General features: G+C 69.4%; 15 protein-coding genes, 1 pseudogene and 1 riboswitch. Of the genes and pseudogenes, 7 read left to right on the forward strand and 9 right to left on the reverse strand.

All coding sequences use genetic code 11. The features are described from left to right. From OV207_RS25720 to OV207_RS25730, 3 genes and pseudogenes are all read left to right on the forward strand, one after another. Positions 1-229: pseudogene (locus tag OV207_RS25720) on the forward strand (hypothetical protein); the annotation flags it as partial. A 37-nt stretch (positions 230-266) separates the two neighbouring features. Further along, positions 267-338, forward strand: a riboswitch (guanidine-III (ykkC-III) riboswitch). Positions 339-355: 17 nt separating this feature from the next. Continuing rightward, positions 356-682 (forward strand): quaternary ammonium compound efflux SMR transporter SugE, encoded by a 327-nt coding sequence (sugE, locus tag OV207_RS25725; RefSeq protein ID WP_267557755.1) that lies wholly within the window; start codon positions 356-358, stop codon positions 680-682. A gap of 106 nt (positions 683-788) precedes the next feature. Then, on the forward strand, positions 789-1,544 hold the full coding sequence (locus OV207_RS25730) for a class I SAM-dependent methyltransferase (RefSeq protein ID WP_267557756.1): 756 nt from the start codon (positions 789-791) through the stop codon (positions 1,542-1,544). Between the two features lie 3 nt (positions 1,545-1,547). Here the strand turns inward: OV207_RS25730 and OV207_RS25735 are convergent, their stop codons facing one another. Next, on the reverse strand, positions 1,548-1,982 hold the full coding sequence (locus tag OV207_RS25735) for a DUF3592 domain-containing protein (RefSeq protein ID WP_193348654.1): 435 nt from the start codon (positions 1,980-1,982) through the stop codon (positions 1,548-1,550). 490 nt (positions 1,983-2,472) lie between these two features. Between OV207_RS25735 and OV207_RS25740 the strand changes: the two genes are divergently transcribed. Both OV207_RS25740 and OV207_RS25745 read left to right on the forward strand, forming a co-directional pair. Next, positions 2,473-4,056 carry a LamG-like jellyroll fold domain-containing protein gene (locus OV207_RS25740; protein WP_420715262.1) on the forward strand — a complete coding sequence of 528 codons (1,584 nt, stop codon included), beginning with the start codon at positions 2,473-2,475 and terminating at the stop codon, positions 4,054-4,056. A 260-nt stretch (positions 4,057-4,316) separates the two neighbouring features. After that, positions 4,317-5,066: a glutathione S-transferase family protein gene (locus OV207_RS25745; RefSeq protein WP_267557757.1), complete on the forward strand. Its 750-nt coding sequence runs from the start codon at positions 4,317-4,319 to the stop codon at positions 5,064-5,066. On the opposite strand, the gene OV207_RS25750 is transcribed toward OV207_RS25745, so the two are convergent. Genes OV207_RS25750 through OV207_RS25760 form a run of 3 tightly spaced genes read right to left on the reverse strand, consistent with a single transcriptional unit; the run spans position 5,030 to position 6,521 of the window. Further along, on the reverse strand, positions 5,030-5,326 hold the full coding sequence (locus OV207_RS25750; RefSeq protein WP_193348656.1) for a Carotenogenesis protein CarS: 297 nt from the start codon (positions 5,324-5,326) through the stop codon (positions 5,030-5,032). The two genes, OV207_RS25745 and OV207_RS25750, sit on opposite strands and share 37 nt — an antisense overlap. Next, complete coding sequence (locus OV207_RS25755) at positions 5,323-5,982, reverse strand: DUF1109 domain-containing protein (RefSeq protein ID WP_267557758.1); 660 nt, start codon at positions 5,980-5,982, stop codon at positions 5,323-5,325. The genes OV207_RS25750 and OV207_RS25755 overlap by 4 nt, the downstream gene beginning before the upstream one ends. Further along, positions 5,982-6,521 (reverse strand): RNA polymerase sigma factor, encoded by a 540-nt coding sequence (locus OV207_RS25760; protein ID WP_267557800.1) that lies wholly within the window; start codon positions 6,519-6,521, stop codon positions 5,982-5,984. Before OV207_RS25760 ends, OV207_RS25755 begins: the two co-directional genes overlap by 1 nt. A gap of 188 nt (positions 6,522-6,709) precedes the next feature. Here OV207_RS25760 and OV207_RS25765 point away from each other — a divergent pair, with 188 nt between their 5' ends. Beyond that, positions 6,710-7,246: a DUF2378 family protein gene (locus OV207_RS25765; RefSeq protein WP_193348658.1), complete on the forward strand. Its 537-nt coding sequence runs from the start codon at positions 6,710-6,712 to the stop codon at positions 7,244-7,246. A gap of 75 nt (positions 7,247-7,321) precedes the next feature. Then, positions 7,322-7,810, forward strand: a complete 489-nt coding sequence (locus OV207_RS25770) for an FKBP-type peptidyl-prolyl cis-trans isomerase (RefSeq protein WP_267557759.1) — start codon at positions 7,322-7,324, stop codon at positions 7,808-7,810. Here OV207_RS25770 and OV207_RS25775 read toward each other — a convergent pair. The 5 genes from OV207_RS25775 to OV207_RS25795 all read right to left on the reverse strand — a co-directional run bounded on the left by OV207_RS25775 (position 7,804) and on the right by OV207_RS25795 (position 13,313). Further along, positions 7,804-9,078: a DEAD/DEAH box helicase gene (locus tag OV207_RS25775; RefSeq protein WP_193348660.1), complete on the reverse strand. Its 1,275-nt coding sequence runs from the start codon at positions 9,076-9,078 to the stop codon at positions 7,804-7,806. The two genes, OV207_RS25770 and OV207_RS25775, sit on opposite strands and share 7 nt — an antisense overlap. 106 nt (positions 9,079-9,184) lie before the next feature. Continuing rightward, a complete protein-coding gene (gene fghA / locus OV207_RS25780; protein WP_267557760.1) occupies positions 9,185-10,036 on the reverse strand; it encodes an S-formylglutathione hydrolase in 852 nt (283 codons plus the stop codon). Further along, entirely contained in the window at positions 10,033-11,145 is a 1,113-nt protein-coding gene (locus OV207_RS25785) for an S-(hydroxymethyl)glutathione dehydrogenase/class III alcohol dehydrogenase (RefSeq protein WP_267557761.1), read from the reverse strand. The genes fghA and OV207_RS25785 overlap by 4 nt, the downstream gene beginning before the upstream one ends. A 102-nt stretch (positions 11,146-11,247) precedes the next feature. Continuing rightward, on the reverse strand, positions 11,248-12,000 hold the full coding sequence (locus OV207_RS25790) for a response regulator (RefSeq protein ID WP_267557762.1): 753 nt from the start codon (positions 11,998-12,000) through the stop codon (positions 11,248-11,250). A 20-nt stretch (positions 12,001-12,020) separates the two neighbouring features. Continuing rightward, positions 12,021-13,313, reverse strand: coding sequence for a sensor histidine kinase (locus OV207_RS25795; RefSeq protein WP_193348664.1), 1,293 nt, complete (start codon positions 13,311-13,313; stop codon positions 12,021-12,023). Positions 13,314-13,341: the final 28 nt, after the last annotated feature.

Genomic DNA, 13,341 nt, shown 5'->3' on the forward strand with positions numbered 1-13,341 from the left:
CTTCGACACGAAGGCGGGCTACGAGTCGCTGTGCCTGGGGGTCTTCAACGAGCAGCCCTCCCTCTACCTGATGGTGAAGGGCAAGGACCGCATCTCCCTGAGCGTGGATCAGGACGTCGCCAAGGTCGTGGTCAGTGACGCGGAGGAGAAGCCGCGCGTGCGCGTGACGGTGGACAAGGACGGCAAGACGCACGTCGAAGGCGTGACAGCGCCCCCCGAGAACCGGTAGCGGAGGGGACTTCCCGGGGTTAAGGTGGGCGATGCGTGCGAGTCCCCAGGGTGGGGGCTCGGAGCCCGGACGAGGTGCGCCGTACCCGGTCACGACAAGACGACGCTCTCACGGGAGTGGTGCGTCATGTCGTCGTGGATCCTCCTCATCGTCGCCGGGCTGCTGGAAGTGGGCTGGGCCATTGGCCTGAAGTACACGCAGGGCTTCACCCGCCCGATCCCCAGCATCCTCACCGTGGCGGGCATCATCGCCAGCATGGGTCTGCTGTCCTATGCGGCGAAGAGCCTGCCCATCGGCACGGCCTACGCGGTCTGGGTAGGCATTGGCGCGTTCGGCGCGGCCGTCATGGGCATGGTGCTCTTCAACGAGCCGGCCACCGCGCCCCGCCTGTTCTTCCTGGGGTTGCTGCTGGTGGCCATCGTGGGTCTGAAGGTCACCAGCGGCGGGCACTGACGCGGCGGCAGGCCGAATCGAAAGATCGGCCGATGCCTTCCCAATCGCCGCCCTTCGCATCCTGCCGTCGCCCTCCTACAGAAGGGGGACGGCAAGGAGCGGAACGATGGTGGATCTGGCGGCAACGGTGACAGCGGTGACGGAGCGGATGTTGGTCGACGCGGGCATTCGCGAAGGGATGCGTGTGCTCGATGTCGGCTGCGGGAGGGGCCTGGTCTCCCAGCTCATCGCGCGCCTCGTGGGCGAGCGCGGGCAGGTGGTGGGCGTGGACATCGATTCACGGGCGCTCGCGATGGCGCGGGAGACGGTCCATGACCCTCGCATCACCTTCGTGGAGGGTGACTTCCGCACGCTCTCGTCCGAGCACGGTTTGTTCGACGCCGCGGTCGGAAGACGGGTGCTGATGTATCAGCCGGATGCCGCCGAGGCCTTGCGCGGGCTTGCCCGCGTGCTGCGTCCCGGGGGCTTGATGGTCTTCCAGGAGCACGACTCGACGGTTGCGCCGACGAGCCTCACGCCCCTCCCGCTCCACGCCCAGGTGCGGGAGTGGATGTGGCGCACCGTCGAGCGCGAGGGCGGGAACGTGCACATGGGCTTCGGGCTCGCCTCCGCGCTCACGCGGGCGGGCCTCACGGTGGAGCACCTGCGGGCCGAGGCCATCGTGCAGACCCCGGAGATGCACCACTGCGTGGGCCCCATCGCGCGCGCGATGCTCCCCCGCATCCTGGAGCGGGGCGTGGCCACGGAGGAGGAGCTGGGCATCGACACGCTCGATGCGCGCCTCATCGAGGAGCGCACGAAGGCGGATGCCACGTACATCGGCGAGATGATCTTCTGCGCTTCGGCCCGGATGCCCGGGTAGGCGTCAGCGGCGCTCGGGGTCGGTGAGCTTGAAGAACAGGAAGGCGCCGCCCAGGCAGAGCAGGCCGAACAGCGCCGTGACGATGGGGCCCGTCCAGGGGCCCGCTCCGGCGAAGAACACCGTCTGCGTGCGCGGATCCAGGCGCAGCTCCACCTGCTCACCCAGCCGGTCCGGCCGGTCCGAGCGCGTCTGGTCGACCACGGACTCCCGCGAGCCGCCCTCCGTCTCGTAGCGCACGCGGTACTTGAAGCAGGTGTACTGGTAGCGCCGCTTGTTGCGGTCCTTGCCGCTGCACCGGTCCTCTTCGTGGCCGCTGATGACGCCCGACACGCTCACGGCATGGGCCTGGAAGTCGGAGGCGTTCCGGGTGAGCACGAAGGACGCGATGAACAGGCCCACGGCGAAGGCCCCCAGGAGGCCGACGCCAACCCAACGCATGGACGGACTGATGCTCACAGGTGACTGCTCCCGGTGGTGGATGCTCCGGACCGCTCCGGACGCGGCGTCATGCTAGCGGTTTTCGACATCCCACTTGTGACGAAGTGTGATCCCTGAGTCCAAGGGCCGGCACCGAGAGCAGAGCAGCGGTGCGGAGTGGTGAAACTGCTTGGACCCACCACTATCCCAAGTTCCGTCGCTGCTTCATGGGCGCGGCGCATTGCGCCGCCTGCGCAACACGGCCCCGTCGCTTCGCCAAGATGGGCAAATGCCTGTCATGGACTCTGTATCCATGGTCCTCAAGTGCTTGTCGGCTGGTGGCCTGAGGACGTTGGCCATCCATGTGTTGCGCGCCGAGCTGTCGGGTGCGAGGAGAGGCGTCGTTCATTCCCTGGGGGGATGGTCCATCCTGGACTCCATCCTGCTCCTCGGTGGGGGACATCCAATGCAAAGTCGTCCTGGTGTGCTGTGGTCGTGGGGGCTGGGTGTAATGCTGGCCTTGTCGCTGGGGGCGTGCGGTGTGGAGTCCCCGGAGGAGGGGGTGCCGTCGCAAGAGGATGACGGGGCGCTGACGCGTGAACGTCCGGAAGCCTTGTTGACGTGGGACCCGTATGCGGACGCGGTGGCGTCGGGCACCACGGCGACGGTGCTCAACGCGAGCGCGGCGCTGGGCGCTCCGGACGGGCAGGCCGCGACACTGCTGGGCTTGCTCAACTCGGCGCTGGTGCTGGACCTGGGCCAGGGCGAGGAAGGCACCGGCGACCTGCGCGTCTACTACAAGGGTCTGTCATTGGCGCTGGTGGCCCAGGTGGACTTCCTGAAGGCGGACGGGACGTTCATTGGCTCCAGCCCGTTGCACCTGGTGGAGCTGGGCCTGGGGACGCACGTGGCGGTGGCGACGTACCCGGGGAACGTGCCCTATCGCTACGTGCGCCTGAGGGGCGCGGTGCTCGCGCTCTACCTGGTGGACGCGGTGGAGACGTCGCTGCGGGTCTTCTGTGGTGATGGGGTGCTGGGCGGACCCGAAGCCTGTGACGACGGCAACCAGCTCTCTGGAGACGGCTGCAACAGCGTCTGCGAAATGGAGCCGGGCTACACCTGCACGGGACAGCCGAGCGTCTGCACCGACATTGACGAGTGCGCTTGCGGGACGGCGAACTGCCAGCCGGGTGAAATCTGCGTCAACACACCCGGGAGCTACACCTGCGAGCCCGACCTCTGCGCGGGGGTGGTCTGCGCGCCTCTCGACGCGTGCCATGTCGCAGGCACCTGTAATCCGGCGACCGGGCAGTGCTCCAATCCGGCGGCCCCCAATGGAACGGCGTGCAGCGACGGCAACGCCTGCACCCAGCCGGACTCCTGTCAGGAAGGGGTCTGCACCGGAGGCCCGACCGTCGGCGACACGATCAGCAACCTGGCCCACCAGTGGACCTTCGACGAAGACAGCGGCAACACCGCCCTGGACTCGGCGGGCACGTCCAACGGAACGCTGGGCGGTTCGGCGTCGCGGACGGTCAGCTTCGACGGCTCCGGCGCAGTCACCCTCACGCCCACTCAGCAGTGCGACCTCAACGCCCACGTCGACTTCGGCGCCGCGCCCGGGCAATTCGGGACGGGCGACTTCTCCGTGAGCTATTGGCTGAAGACGACGTTCAACAGCTCCGGCAGCGGCGATCTCATCGGGAACCGGGTGCTTGGGAGCGCAGGCAACTACCTCTCGGCAAGGCTCAACGGCAGCACCTCGGTAGCGTCGCTCGAGATGTATGAGAACGCTGGAGGCGCCAACGGTGCAGGCGTCAACGTCTCTCCATCGCCGCTCAACAATGGCAACTGGCACAACGTCGTCTACACCCGCGGCGGGACCTCGCTCAAAGTGTACATTGACGGTGTGCTGGTCGGCTCCGCGACCAGCGCTGCGCCGACGAACCTTACGGGCGCCAATTCGTTCCGCATCGGCCGCAGGTTGCCGACCTGCCTGGGCGGATTCTTCAGCATTCCGGCTTCGTTCGACGATGTCCGGACCTACAGCCGCGAGCTCTCCGTCTGCGACGTCGCCGTGTTGAGCACGCCCTAGCAGGCTGCTGAAAAACTCCGGTGCGGGTTCACTCTCCCGCACCGGGGCATGATCTGCTCCCGACCTGAAGGGTCGCGGGCATGCGTGGAGAGGCCAGGGGGCCGCCTGACGGAATATGAAACTGAAAAGACCTCCTCCTGACGGGCCGGCAATGCCCCGCCGGACTGTGGGGGAGTGAATCCTCCCTCCTCACAGCCCTTCCGTGACCAGCCCTTCGCGGGCGGAGGATGCGCGTCTGTTTCCCACGCGAGGACACGGCGATGAGCGACGCGAAGTTCCAGCTGTTCTATTGGCCGGGCCTCCCGGGCCGGGGCGAGTTCGTGCGACTGGTGTTGGAGGAGGCGGGCGCGGACTGGGTGGACGTGGGCCTGCTGCCGGAGTCACAGGGTGGCGGGGCCAAGGCCGTCATGGACCTGCTGGGCAAGGGGCCCGTGCCCGCGTACGCGCCGCCGGTGCTCAAGGTGGGCGGGCTCGTCATCGCCCAGGCGCCCAACATCTGCTCCTACCTGGGCGAGCGCTTCGGCCTGGTGCCCCCCGACGAAGCCGCCCGGCTGCATGCGCGCCAGCTCCAGCTCACCGTCGCGGACGTGGTGCTGGAGGCGCATGACACGCACCACCCCATCGCGGTGATGAAGACCTACGAAGAGCAGAAGGAGCCCGCGAAGGCCCGCGCCGAGGTCTTCCGCACCGAGCGCATCCCGAAGTACCTGGGCTATTTCGAACGCGTGCTGGAGGCGAACACGCGGGGCGGTGGCAGGTATCTGCTCGGCGGGGACTTCAGCTACCCGGAGCTGGCGCTGTTCCAACTGGTGGAGGGCCTGCTCTACGCGTTCCCGAACGCGATGCGGAACGTTGCCCCGCGGGTGCCTGGGGTGATGGCCCTGCGCCAGCGCATCGCGGAGCGCCCCCGCATCGCCGCCTACAAGGCCTCCAAGCGCGCCCAGCCCTTCAACGAGCAGGGCATCTTCCGCCACTACGCGGAGCTGGACGACCCGAACGCGATGAAGTGACCCTGGGGCACGGCGGCGACCTCACGGGCGAAGAACAGGTCCTCGCCCACGCCGTGCACGCGCACCTGGATGAGCGGATCCGCCGGGTACTGCCGGGGGGGATCGTCGAACACCAGCGCCACGACGACGCCCACGCGGTCCAGGAACCGCTCCGTGATGGGATCGTCCGGCGCGGTGCGGACGATCATCACCGCCGCGCCAATGCGCACCGGCGCGCCGTCCACGTCTTCCGTCAGAATGAGCGAAGGGTCTTGCTTCATGGAGCGTAGGTCCGGGGTTTGAGTCGTTTCGACACGGCCCAGGTCGTCAGGGCCAGGAGCGCCCAGGCGCCCAGGTGATATGCGGCCACGTGTCCGGCGCCCTGTTCGCAGGCCAGCTCGCCCACGAACGCGCCCACCGTGCCCGCCGCCAGTCCCGCCACCACCGCGCGCAGCGGATCAAAGGCCGCCTGGCGCAGCACCACCAACCCCACGACCAGCGGCACCAGCGCCATCCCCACGTGGCCCGCGGTGCAGACCCAGGGGGGCAGGTTGGACGGGCCCAGGGGCGTCGCCCGGGTGAGCACCAGCAGCGCCGCGCTCACCGCCGCCATCCCCACGCCCACCCACCGCAGCGCACGCCGACGTGGCGCAATCGCGCCCCAGGAACACACCGCGCTCGTGGACAGCAGCAGCGCCAGCATGGGGGCGCGGCCCAGCAGCGCTGGACCCGAGGCCTGCCCCAGCGCCAGGAGCACCCCCGTCATCAAGAGCGCCATGCCCGCGGACGCGGCGAACAACCGCACCGCCTGCGAACGCCAGCGCCGCACCGGCTGTCCCAGGGACAGCTCCGCGCGCGACGCCGCGAGCGCGCGCTCCAGCGCCCGGGGATCCAACCGGGGCGGAGGCGAAGACAGGGGATCGGAAGGGGCGGGCATCAGACCTCCTCCAGCCCGCCGAGCAGCTCGCGCAGCCTCTCGTAGCCCCGGTGCGCCCGCAGCCGCGCCGCGCCCGCGCGGATGCCGCGCAGCTCCGCGATCTCCTCGAAGGACCAACCCTCCAGCTTGCTCAGCACCACCGCCTCGCGCTGCTCCAGGGGCAGCTGCTGGAGCGCGTCCTCGATGCGCCGGCGCAGCACCGGGTCGCCTTCGGGCGCGGGCACCGACGTCAGGCCTTCGGGCGGCGCGTGCGCATGGGCATCCACGTGTTGCTGGTGCCGCAGGGCATCGCGGGCCGCGTTCGCCGCGATGGTGAGCAGCCAGGGGGTGAAGCGCGTGCCCGGCTCGTAGCGACCCCGAGCGCGGATGACCGACAGGAATGTCGTCTGCATGAGGTCCTCCGCCAACGGTCCATCCCTCACCATGCGCGCCAGGAACCCGTGCACACGTCCGGCGTGTCGGCCGAAGAGCGCCTCGAAAGCCGAGTGGTCTCCCTGACAGAACAGGTCCATGAGTGCTTCGTCCGTGACGCTCCCCATCGTCTGGCTCACGGACGGCCCTCCTCGGAATTCGTTTCCGGATGCGGACGGTTGATGTTCTGGGCGTTCCAAGGGCTTGAAACCACTGGCCCGCAGGAAGCCCGCGACAGGGGGATCCTTTCCCCGATGCGACCGGCTAGTGTCGCGCGCCTTTCCGGTTCCCTCGCGTTTTCCCACTCCGAGCGCACATGTCCCCGGCCGAGGTCGTCATCCAGAACACGTTGTTCGAGTCGCTCCTGCGCTGCGTCCGGATGGACGCGTCGCTGCGGGAGCGCCTGGCCGCGGCCGGGTACGACGCGGACAAGCCTCGCGCCTCCTATCCGGCGTCGGTGTTCCTGCGGTGCCAGAACCTGGTGCTCGCGTATGCCTACGGGGGCCGCTCCCCCCAGGAGGCCCTGCGGCAGATGGGGCGCGACCTGGTGCGGGGCTACTTCGAGACGCTCGTGGGCAAGGTGGTGAACATGGCCCTGCGGGTGGCCGGCCCGGAGCGCGCGATGAAGCGGGTGGCGCTGAGCTTCCGCTCGGTGATGGAGCCGGTGGAGATCCAGTCCGTGGAGCTGGCGCCCAAGGACTGGCGGGTGACGTTCCAGGGCTACCCCTTCCCGGCGGAAGCGGCGGCGGGCTGCTGTGAAGAGGCCCTGCGTCAGTCCGGGGCCGCGATGCCCACGGTGGCGCTGGAAAGTGACACCGGCACGGGCCGCTTCGAACTGCGCATCCGTTGGTAGGACGTCGGTGTGCACGCGGCAACGGTGGTCATCATCCTTCCACCGAGGCATGGCTGAATGCGCTATGAGGGCCCCATGAAAATCGGCAAGGACAGCGTTGTCGCCATTGATTACAAACTGCACCTCGGTGACGGGGTCGTGGTGGACGAGAGCGAGGCGGGAGATCCGCTCGTCTACCTGCACGGCTACGAGGAGATCGTCCCCGGCCTGGAGAAGGCCCTGGAGGGCAAGACCGCCGGTGAGTCGCTGAAGGCGACCGTCTCCGCGGCGGACGGCTACGGGGACTACGATCCGGAAGGCGTGGAGGAGGTCCCGCGCACCGAGTTCCCCGAGGACCTGGAGATCAAGGCCGGCGGCATCCTGAGCGCCACGGATCCGGACGGGGACGAGGTCGACTTCCTGGTGAAGGAAGTGAAGAAGGACACCGTGCTGGTGGACTTCAATCACCCCTTCGCCGGCAAGGAGCTGCACTTCGAGGTCACCATCAAGGAAGTGCGCGCGGCGACGCCCGAGGAGCTCGAGCACGGCCACGCGCACGGCCCCGGCGACGACCACGATCACTGACGGTCGGGGCCCTTCGGTCGGGCCTTGCCGTGGGAGCGGGCATGGCGCCCGGGCGTCGCATCAGGTGCCCGGGTGGAGCGGCCATGGCCCGCCTGGGGCGGCCCCGGGTCGCGCTGCTTCGCGAGGAACGCCTCCATCTCCTTGCGGAAGATGGGGTTCTTGCGGGGCACGTCCGCGAGCGGCAGCTCCTGGCGGATGATGCTTTCGATGTCGCGCAGCGTGCGGCGCTCCACGTCCAGCGCGAACAGTGACGCCCGCCCGCTGGCCTCCGCGCGAGCGGTGCGACCGATGCGGTGCACGTAGTCCTCCGGCCCATGCGGGATGTCCAGGCTGATGACGTGGCCGATGTCGTCCACGTCCAGGCCGCGCGCGGCGAGGTCGGTGGCCACGAGGCAGCGGTACTGGCCCCGGCGGAAGCCCTCCAGCGCCTGCTTGCGCTGGGCCTGCGTGCGGCCCGCGTGCAGCGCGGCGGACTTGTGGCCCGCGGCCGCCAGCAGCTCCTTCATCTTGTCCGCGCGGGCCTGGGTGCGCACGAACACGAGCGCGCTGGCCTGATCCTCCGCGAGCAGCGTGAGCAGCAGCGGCCACTTCTCCTCGGGCTTCACCATGTACAGGTGCTGCTCCGCGCGCGCCGCGGGCGTCCCGCTGGGCGTCACCTCCACGCGCACGGGCTTGTTGAGCGCGCGCTGGCCGAAGCGGGCCACGTCCGCGCCCAGCGTCGCGGAGAACAGCAGCGTCTGGTGCTTGCGCGGCAGCGCCTGGAGGATCTGGTTGATCTGCGGCAGGAAGCCCATGTCCAGCATCCGGTCCGCCTCATCCAGCACCAGCGTGCGGATGTGCGACAGGTTCACGGCCTTGATGCCCAGCAGGTCCACCAGCCGGCCCGGCGTCGCCACGATGAGGGTGGGGCGCTCCTTCAGCTCCGCCACCTGGGCGTTCATGTCCTCGCCGCCGATGATGGTGATGGGCAGCACGCGCCGGGGCTCGCCGAAGAAGCGGGCCTGTTCGGCCACCTGCTGCACCAGCTCCCGCGTGGGGGCCAGGATGAGGCCCAGCGTGCCGCGCTCCCCCGCGAAGCGTTCAATCATGGGGAGCAGGTAGGCGGCGGTCTTGCCGGTACCGGTGGCCGCGCAGCCGATGACGTCACGGCCGGACAGCGCGGGCGGGATGGCCTGCGCCTGGATGGGCGTGGGGGTACCGAAGCGGGCGCGCTTCACCGCACCCAGCGTTTCGGGGGACAGGCCCAGGGACTTGAAGGTTGCACTCATGCCCCCACGCCTCCCACGTCCGGGGCGGGGAGGGAAGGGGATTGACATCCAGGCAGGCGCGCCCCGGGGGTTCCGGGGCGGACCCGGCAGCCCCTGGGACGCCTTTTCAGCCCGCGTTCAGGGCCGCGCCGTGGTGGCGCAGGTGGTCTTCCATGAACGTGGCGACGAAGTAGTAGCCGTGGTCGTAGCCGTCCTGCATGCGCAGCGTGAGGGGCTGGCCCGCCGCGTCGCACGCGTCCTTGAGGAAGGACGGGTGGAGCTGATCCGGCAGGAACTTGTCCTTCGTCCCCTGGTCCACGAGCAGCGCCGGCACGCGCTTGCCGGAGCGGAGCAGCTCGGTGGCGTCGTACTCGCGCCAGGTCTGCTCATCCGGGCCCAGGTAGCCGCCGAAGGCCTTCTTGCCCCAGGGGCTGCGGATGGGGGCGCCAATGGGGGCGAACGCGGACACGGAGCGGTAGCGGCCGGGATCGCGCAGCGCCGTGACGAGCGCGCCGTGTCCTCCCATGGAGTGGCCGAAGATGCCCTCGCGGTCCATGCGCGCGGGGAAGTGCGCGCCGATGATGCCGGGCAGCTCCTTCGTGACGTACGTGCCCATGCGGTAGCGCGCGCTCCACGGCGCCTGGGTGGCGTCCAGGTAGAAGCCCGCCCCGGTGCCGAAGTCCCAGTCGGTGTCCTCGCCCGGGATGCCCGCGCCGCGCGGGCTGGTGTCCGGCGCCACGAGCATCAGGCCCAGCTCCGCCGCCACGCGCTGCGCGCCGCCCTTGGTGGGGAAGGTCTCCTCGGTGCAGGTGAGGCCCGCCAGGTAGTACAGGACGGGCACCTTGCCGTGCTTCGCCTGGGGCGGGGTGTAGACGCTGAAGCGCATCTCTCCGCCGCAGGCCTCGGACGCGTGCTTCCAGAAGGACTGCGTCCCCCCGAAGCACGCGTGCTCACTGACGAGCGTGGGGGCCGCGCTCATGCGTACTTCACCACGCTGCGGATGGACTCGCCTTTGTGCATCAGCTCGAAGCCGTGGTTGATGTCCTCCAGCTTGAGCGTGTGGGTGATGAGCGGGTCCACCTGGATCTTCCCGTCCATGTACCAGTCCACGATCTTCGGCACGTCGGTGCGGCCGCGCGCGCCGCCGAAGGCGCTGCCCTTCCACACGCGCCCGGTGACGAGCTGGAACGGCCGGGTGCTGATCTCCTGCCCCGCGCCGGCCACGCCGATGATGATGCTCTCGCCCCAGCCTCGGTGGCAGCACTCCAGCGCCTGACGCATCGTCTTCACGTTGCCGATGCACTCGAAGCTGTAGTCCGCGCCGCCGCCGGTGAGGTTGACCAGGTACGGGACGAGGTCGCCCTCCACGTCCTTCGGGTTGACGAAGTGGGTCATGCCGAACTTCTCCGCGATGTCCTTGCGCGCGGGGTTCAGGTCCACGCCGACGATCATGTCGGCGCCCACCATGCGCGCGGCCTGCACGACGTTGAGGCCGATGCCGCCCAGGCCGAAGACGACGACCTTCGCGCCCGCCTCCACCTTCGCGGTGTAGACGACGGCGCCCACGCCCGTGGTGACGCCGCAGCCGATGTAGCAGACCTTGTCGAAGGGGGCGTCCTCGCGGATCTTCGCCACGGCGATCTCCGGCAGCACCGTGTAGTTCGCGAACGTGGAGCAGCCCATGTAGTGGTGGATGGCCTGCTTGCCCAGGCGGAAGCGGCTGGTGCCGTCCGGCATCAGGCCCTTGCCCTGCGTGGCGCGGATGGCCGTGCACAGGTTCGTCTTCTGGGACAGGCACGACTTACAGCCGCGGCACTCCGGCGTGTAGAGCGGGATGACGTGGTCGCCCTTCTTCACGCTCGTCACGCCCGCGCCCACGTCCACCACGATGCCCGCGCCCTCGTGGCCGAAGATGGCGGGGAACAGGCCCTCCGGGTCCGCGCCGGAGCGGGTGAACTCGTCCGTGTGGCACAGGCCGGTGGCCTTCAGCTCGATGAGCACCTCGCCCGCCTTGGGGCCCTCCAGGTGCACGGTTTCGATGCTCAGGGGCTTGCCGGCCTCGAAGGCGACGGCGGCGCGGACGTCCATGGTGGGGCTCCAGGGGTTGGAAACGAAGAGTCCCCCCACTGTAGGAGCCACGCGCGGAGCCGGCTGTGAAAAGTGGGGGCTCCACGCATCGAGCGTCCGCCGCTACACGGAGATGAGGCCCTTGCGGATGCCCTCGGTGACGGCCTCCACGCGGTTCGTCACCTCCAGCTTCCGGTAGATGTGCTCCAGGTGCGTGCGGATGGTGGCCTTCGACAGGGTGAGCAGCCGGGCCGCCTCGCTGTTGGACACGCCCTTGGCGATGAGCTGGAGGATTTCGCGCTCGCGATCCGACAGGGGCTTGAGCAGCGGCTCCTGGGCCTCCTGGAGGGCGGACGCCGGGGACGGGGCGGGCTCCGCGGCGGAGGGGGCCACGGCCAGCGGTTCGGTGGGCACGGGGTTGGAGTCCGGCTCCACGCGGAAGTGACGCAACAGGCGCCGCGCGAGGTTCGGCTGGATGACGGTGCCGCCAGCGCGGACCTCCTTGATGGCCTCCACGATCTTGTCCACCGTCGCGCCCTTGAGCAGGTAGCCGGACGCGCCCGCCTTCACGGCCTCCAGGACCTTGTCCTCCTCGTCGAAGATGGTGAAGATCAGGATCTCCATCTTCGGAAAGCGCGCCTTCACCTCGCGCGTGACGTCGATGCCGCTCATGCGCGGCAGGCCCAGATCCAACAGCAGCACGTCCGGCGCCGCGCGCTCCACCTCCTCCATGGCGGCCTCGCCGGACAGGGCGGTGCCCACGATGTCGATGTCCGGGTGGCCCTCGAACAGGCGCAGCTGGTTCTTCAGGATCTTGGTCTGGTCCTCCACGACGAACACGCGGATGGGCAGGGGGGCGGCGGGGGTCGGGTCCACGGGGCGGGGCTCCGGGTGCGTCAGGCAGAGAGACAGGGAAGGGAAAAGGCCACCTGGGCGCCAGCGCCGGGCGCCGAGTCCACCACGATGGAACCACCGAGCTTCATCGCCCGCTCACGCATGTTGAGCAGGCCGTAGTGTCCGCGCGGCGTGCGGCCCGGGTCGAAGCCCTTGCCGTTGTCGCGCACCACCAGGTGCACGCCCTCGGCGCTGAAGTCCAGGCGCACCTGGACCTCCTTGGCCTCGGCGTGCTTCGCCGCGTTGGACAGGCACTCCTGGAGGATGCGGAAGAGGGCCAGCTGCGCGTCCGGGGGCAGCTTGCGAGTGATCCCGGTGCGCTCGAAGCGGATCTCCTGGCCGGTGCGGTCGCGGAACGTCTTGACGTAGTCCTCCAGGCCCTGCGCCAGCTCGAAGTCGTCGCGCATCATCCGCAGGTTGCGGCGCAGCTCCTCGATGGACTCCTCCGCGGTGGCCTTCATCTCGCGGATCTCCGAGCGCAGCCCGTCGTCCTCGCGCGCCATCGCCATGTTCAGGATGTACTCCGCCTGGATGATCATGGAGGACAGGGACGCGCCCAGGCCGTCGTGGATCTCCCGCGCCAGCCGGTTGCGTTCCTCCACCACGGCCAGCTCCTTCAAGTCCCCCTGCAGGGAGACCACCTCGCGGTGCGCGGTGGCCTCGCGCTCGTTCAGGTACACGAGCACGTAGACGATGATGAAGTTGAGGCCCAGGTACCAGAGCAGCGTGAGCAGCTCCACCGCCGTCACGGACCGGTCCAACAGCAGATCCAACCGCGTGGTGACGGGCAGCGCCAGGAGCGGCGGCAGGATGGCCAGCGGCTTGGGGAAGAGGATGGCGAACAGCGTGGTGAACAACAGCTGCGTCGCCAGCAGCGGGCTCTGGAGTCCGCCGCCCACCTGGGGCCGGGCGATGAGCACCACGGTGATGAGCAGATCGAAGCAGAGCGTGAGGTACGTCACCCACCGGCCCGCCTTCGGGTGGTCGATGACGAGCAGGTTCGCGACGCTGTAGAGCAGCATCGCGAAGTAGCCCACGAAGGAGATGGGGCCGCTGAAGCCGAAGTAGCCGCTCCACGCGGGCACCGCGAGGATGAGCAGGCCCAGGGTGAGGAACATCATCCGCGCGTAGAACAGGGCGCGGGCCCGGGCGACGAAGCGGTCCTGCTCCCAGGAGGCCGCGGCCTGCTCCGCGGACACGTTGTCCGTGAGGTTGCGGCGCTCCAGGACGGCGCGGACGCGGGCCCGCAGGTCGTGGGCCGGGTGCTGCTCGCCGTCTCTCAGCTCGCTGTCCATGCGCCCGGCAGCTTACGGGACGTTCCCC

Source organism: Corallococcus sp. BB11-1, from assembly GCF_026626625.1.
Lineage (GTDB): Bacteria > Myxococcota > Myxococcia > Myxococcales > Myxococcaceae > Corallococcus > Corallococcus soli.

What these genes read in the sequence shown, in the direction of transcription:
- OV207_RS25770 (WP_267557759.1), top strand. Translation starts at nt 7,322, where the DNA reads ATGAAAATCGGCAAGGACAGCGTTGTCGCCATTGATTACAAACTGCAC.
- OV207_RS25760 (WP_267557800.1), bottom strand. Translation starts at nt 6,521, where the DNA reads ATGGGGAGCGTCACGGACGAAGCACTCATGGACCTGTTCTGTCAGGGA.
- OV207_RS25740 (WP_420715262.1), top strand. Translation starts at nt 2,473, where the DNA reads ATGCTGGCCTTGTCGCTGGGGGCGTGCGGTGTGGAGTCCCCGGAGGAG.
- fghA (WP_267557760.1), bottom strand. Translation starts at nt 10,036, where the DNA reads ATGAGCGCGGCCCCCACGCTCGTCAGTGAGCACGCGTGCTTCGGGGGG.
- sugE (WP_267557755.1), top strand. Translation starts at nt 356, where the DNA reads ATGTCGTCGTGGATCCTCCTCATCGTCGCCGGGCTGCTGGAAGTGGGC.
- OV207_RS25775 (WP_193348660.1), bottom strand. Translation starts at nt 9,078, where the DNA reads ATGAGTGCAACCTTCAAGTCCCTGGGCCTGTCCCCCGAAACGCTGGGT.
- OV207_RS25765 (WP_193348658.1), top strand. Translation starts at nt 6,710, where the DNA reads ATGTCCCCGGCCGAGGTCGTCATCCAGAACACGTTGTTCGAGTCGCTC.
- OV207_RS25750 (WP_193348656.1), bottom strand. Translation starts at nt 5,326, where the DNA reads ATGAAGCAAGACCCTTCGCTCATTCTGACGGAAGACGTGGACGGCGCG.
- OV207_RS25785 (WP_267557761.1), bottom strand. Translation starts at nt 11,145, where the DNA reads ATGGACGTCCGCGCCGCCGTCGCCTTCGAGGCCGGCAAGCCCCTGAGC.
- OV207_RS25735 (WP_193348654.1), bottom strand. Translation starts at nt 1,982, where the DNA reads ATGCGTTGGGTTGGCGTCGGCCTCCTGGGGGCCTTCGCCGTGGGCCTG.
- OV207_RS25795 (WP_193348664.1), bottom strand. Translation starts at nt 13,313, where the DNA reads ATGGACAGCGAGCTGAGAGACGGCGAGCAGCACCCGGCCCACGACCTG.
- OV207_RS25745 (WP_267557757.1), top strand. Translation starts at nt 4,317, where the DNA reads ATGAGCGACGCGAAGTTCCAGCTGTTCTATTGGCCGGGCCTCCCGGGC.
- OV207_RS25730 (WP_267557756.1), top strand. Translation starts at nt 789, where the DNA reads ATGGTGGATCTGGCGGCAACGGTGACAGCGGTGACGGAGCGGATGTTG.
- OV207_RS25755 (WP_267557758.1), bottom strand. Translation starts at nt 5,982, where the DNA reads ATGCCCGCCCCTTCCGATCCCCTGTCTTCGCCTCCGCCCCGGTTGGAT.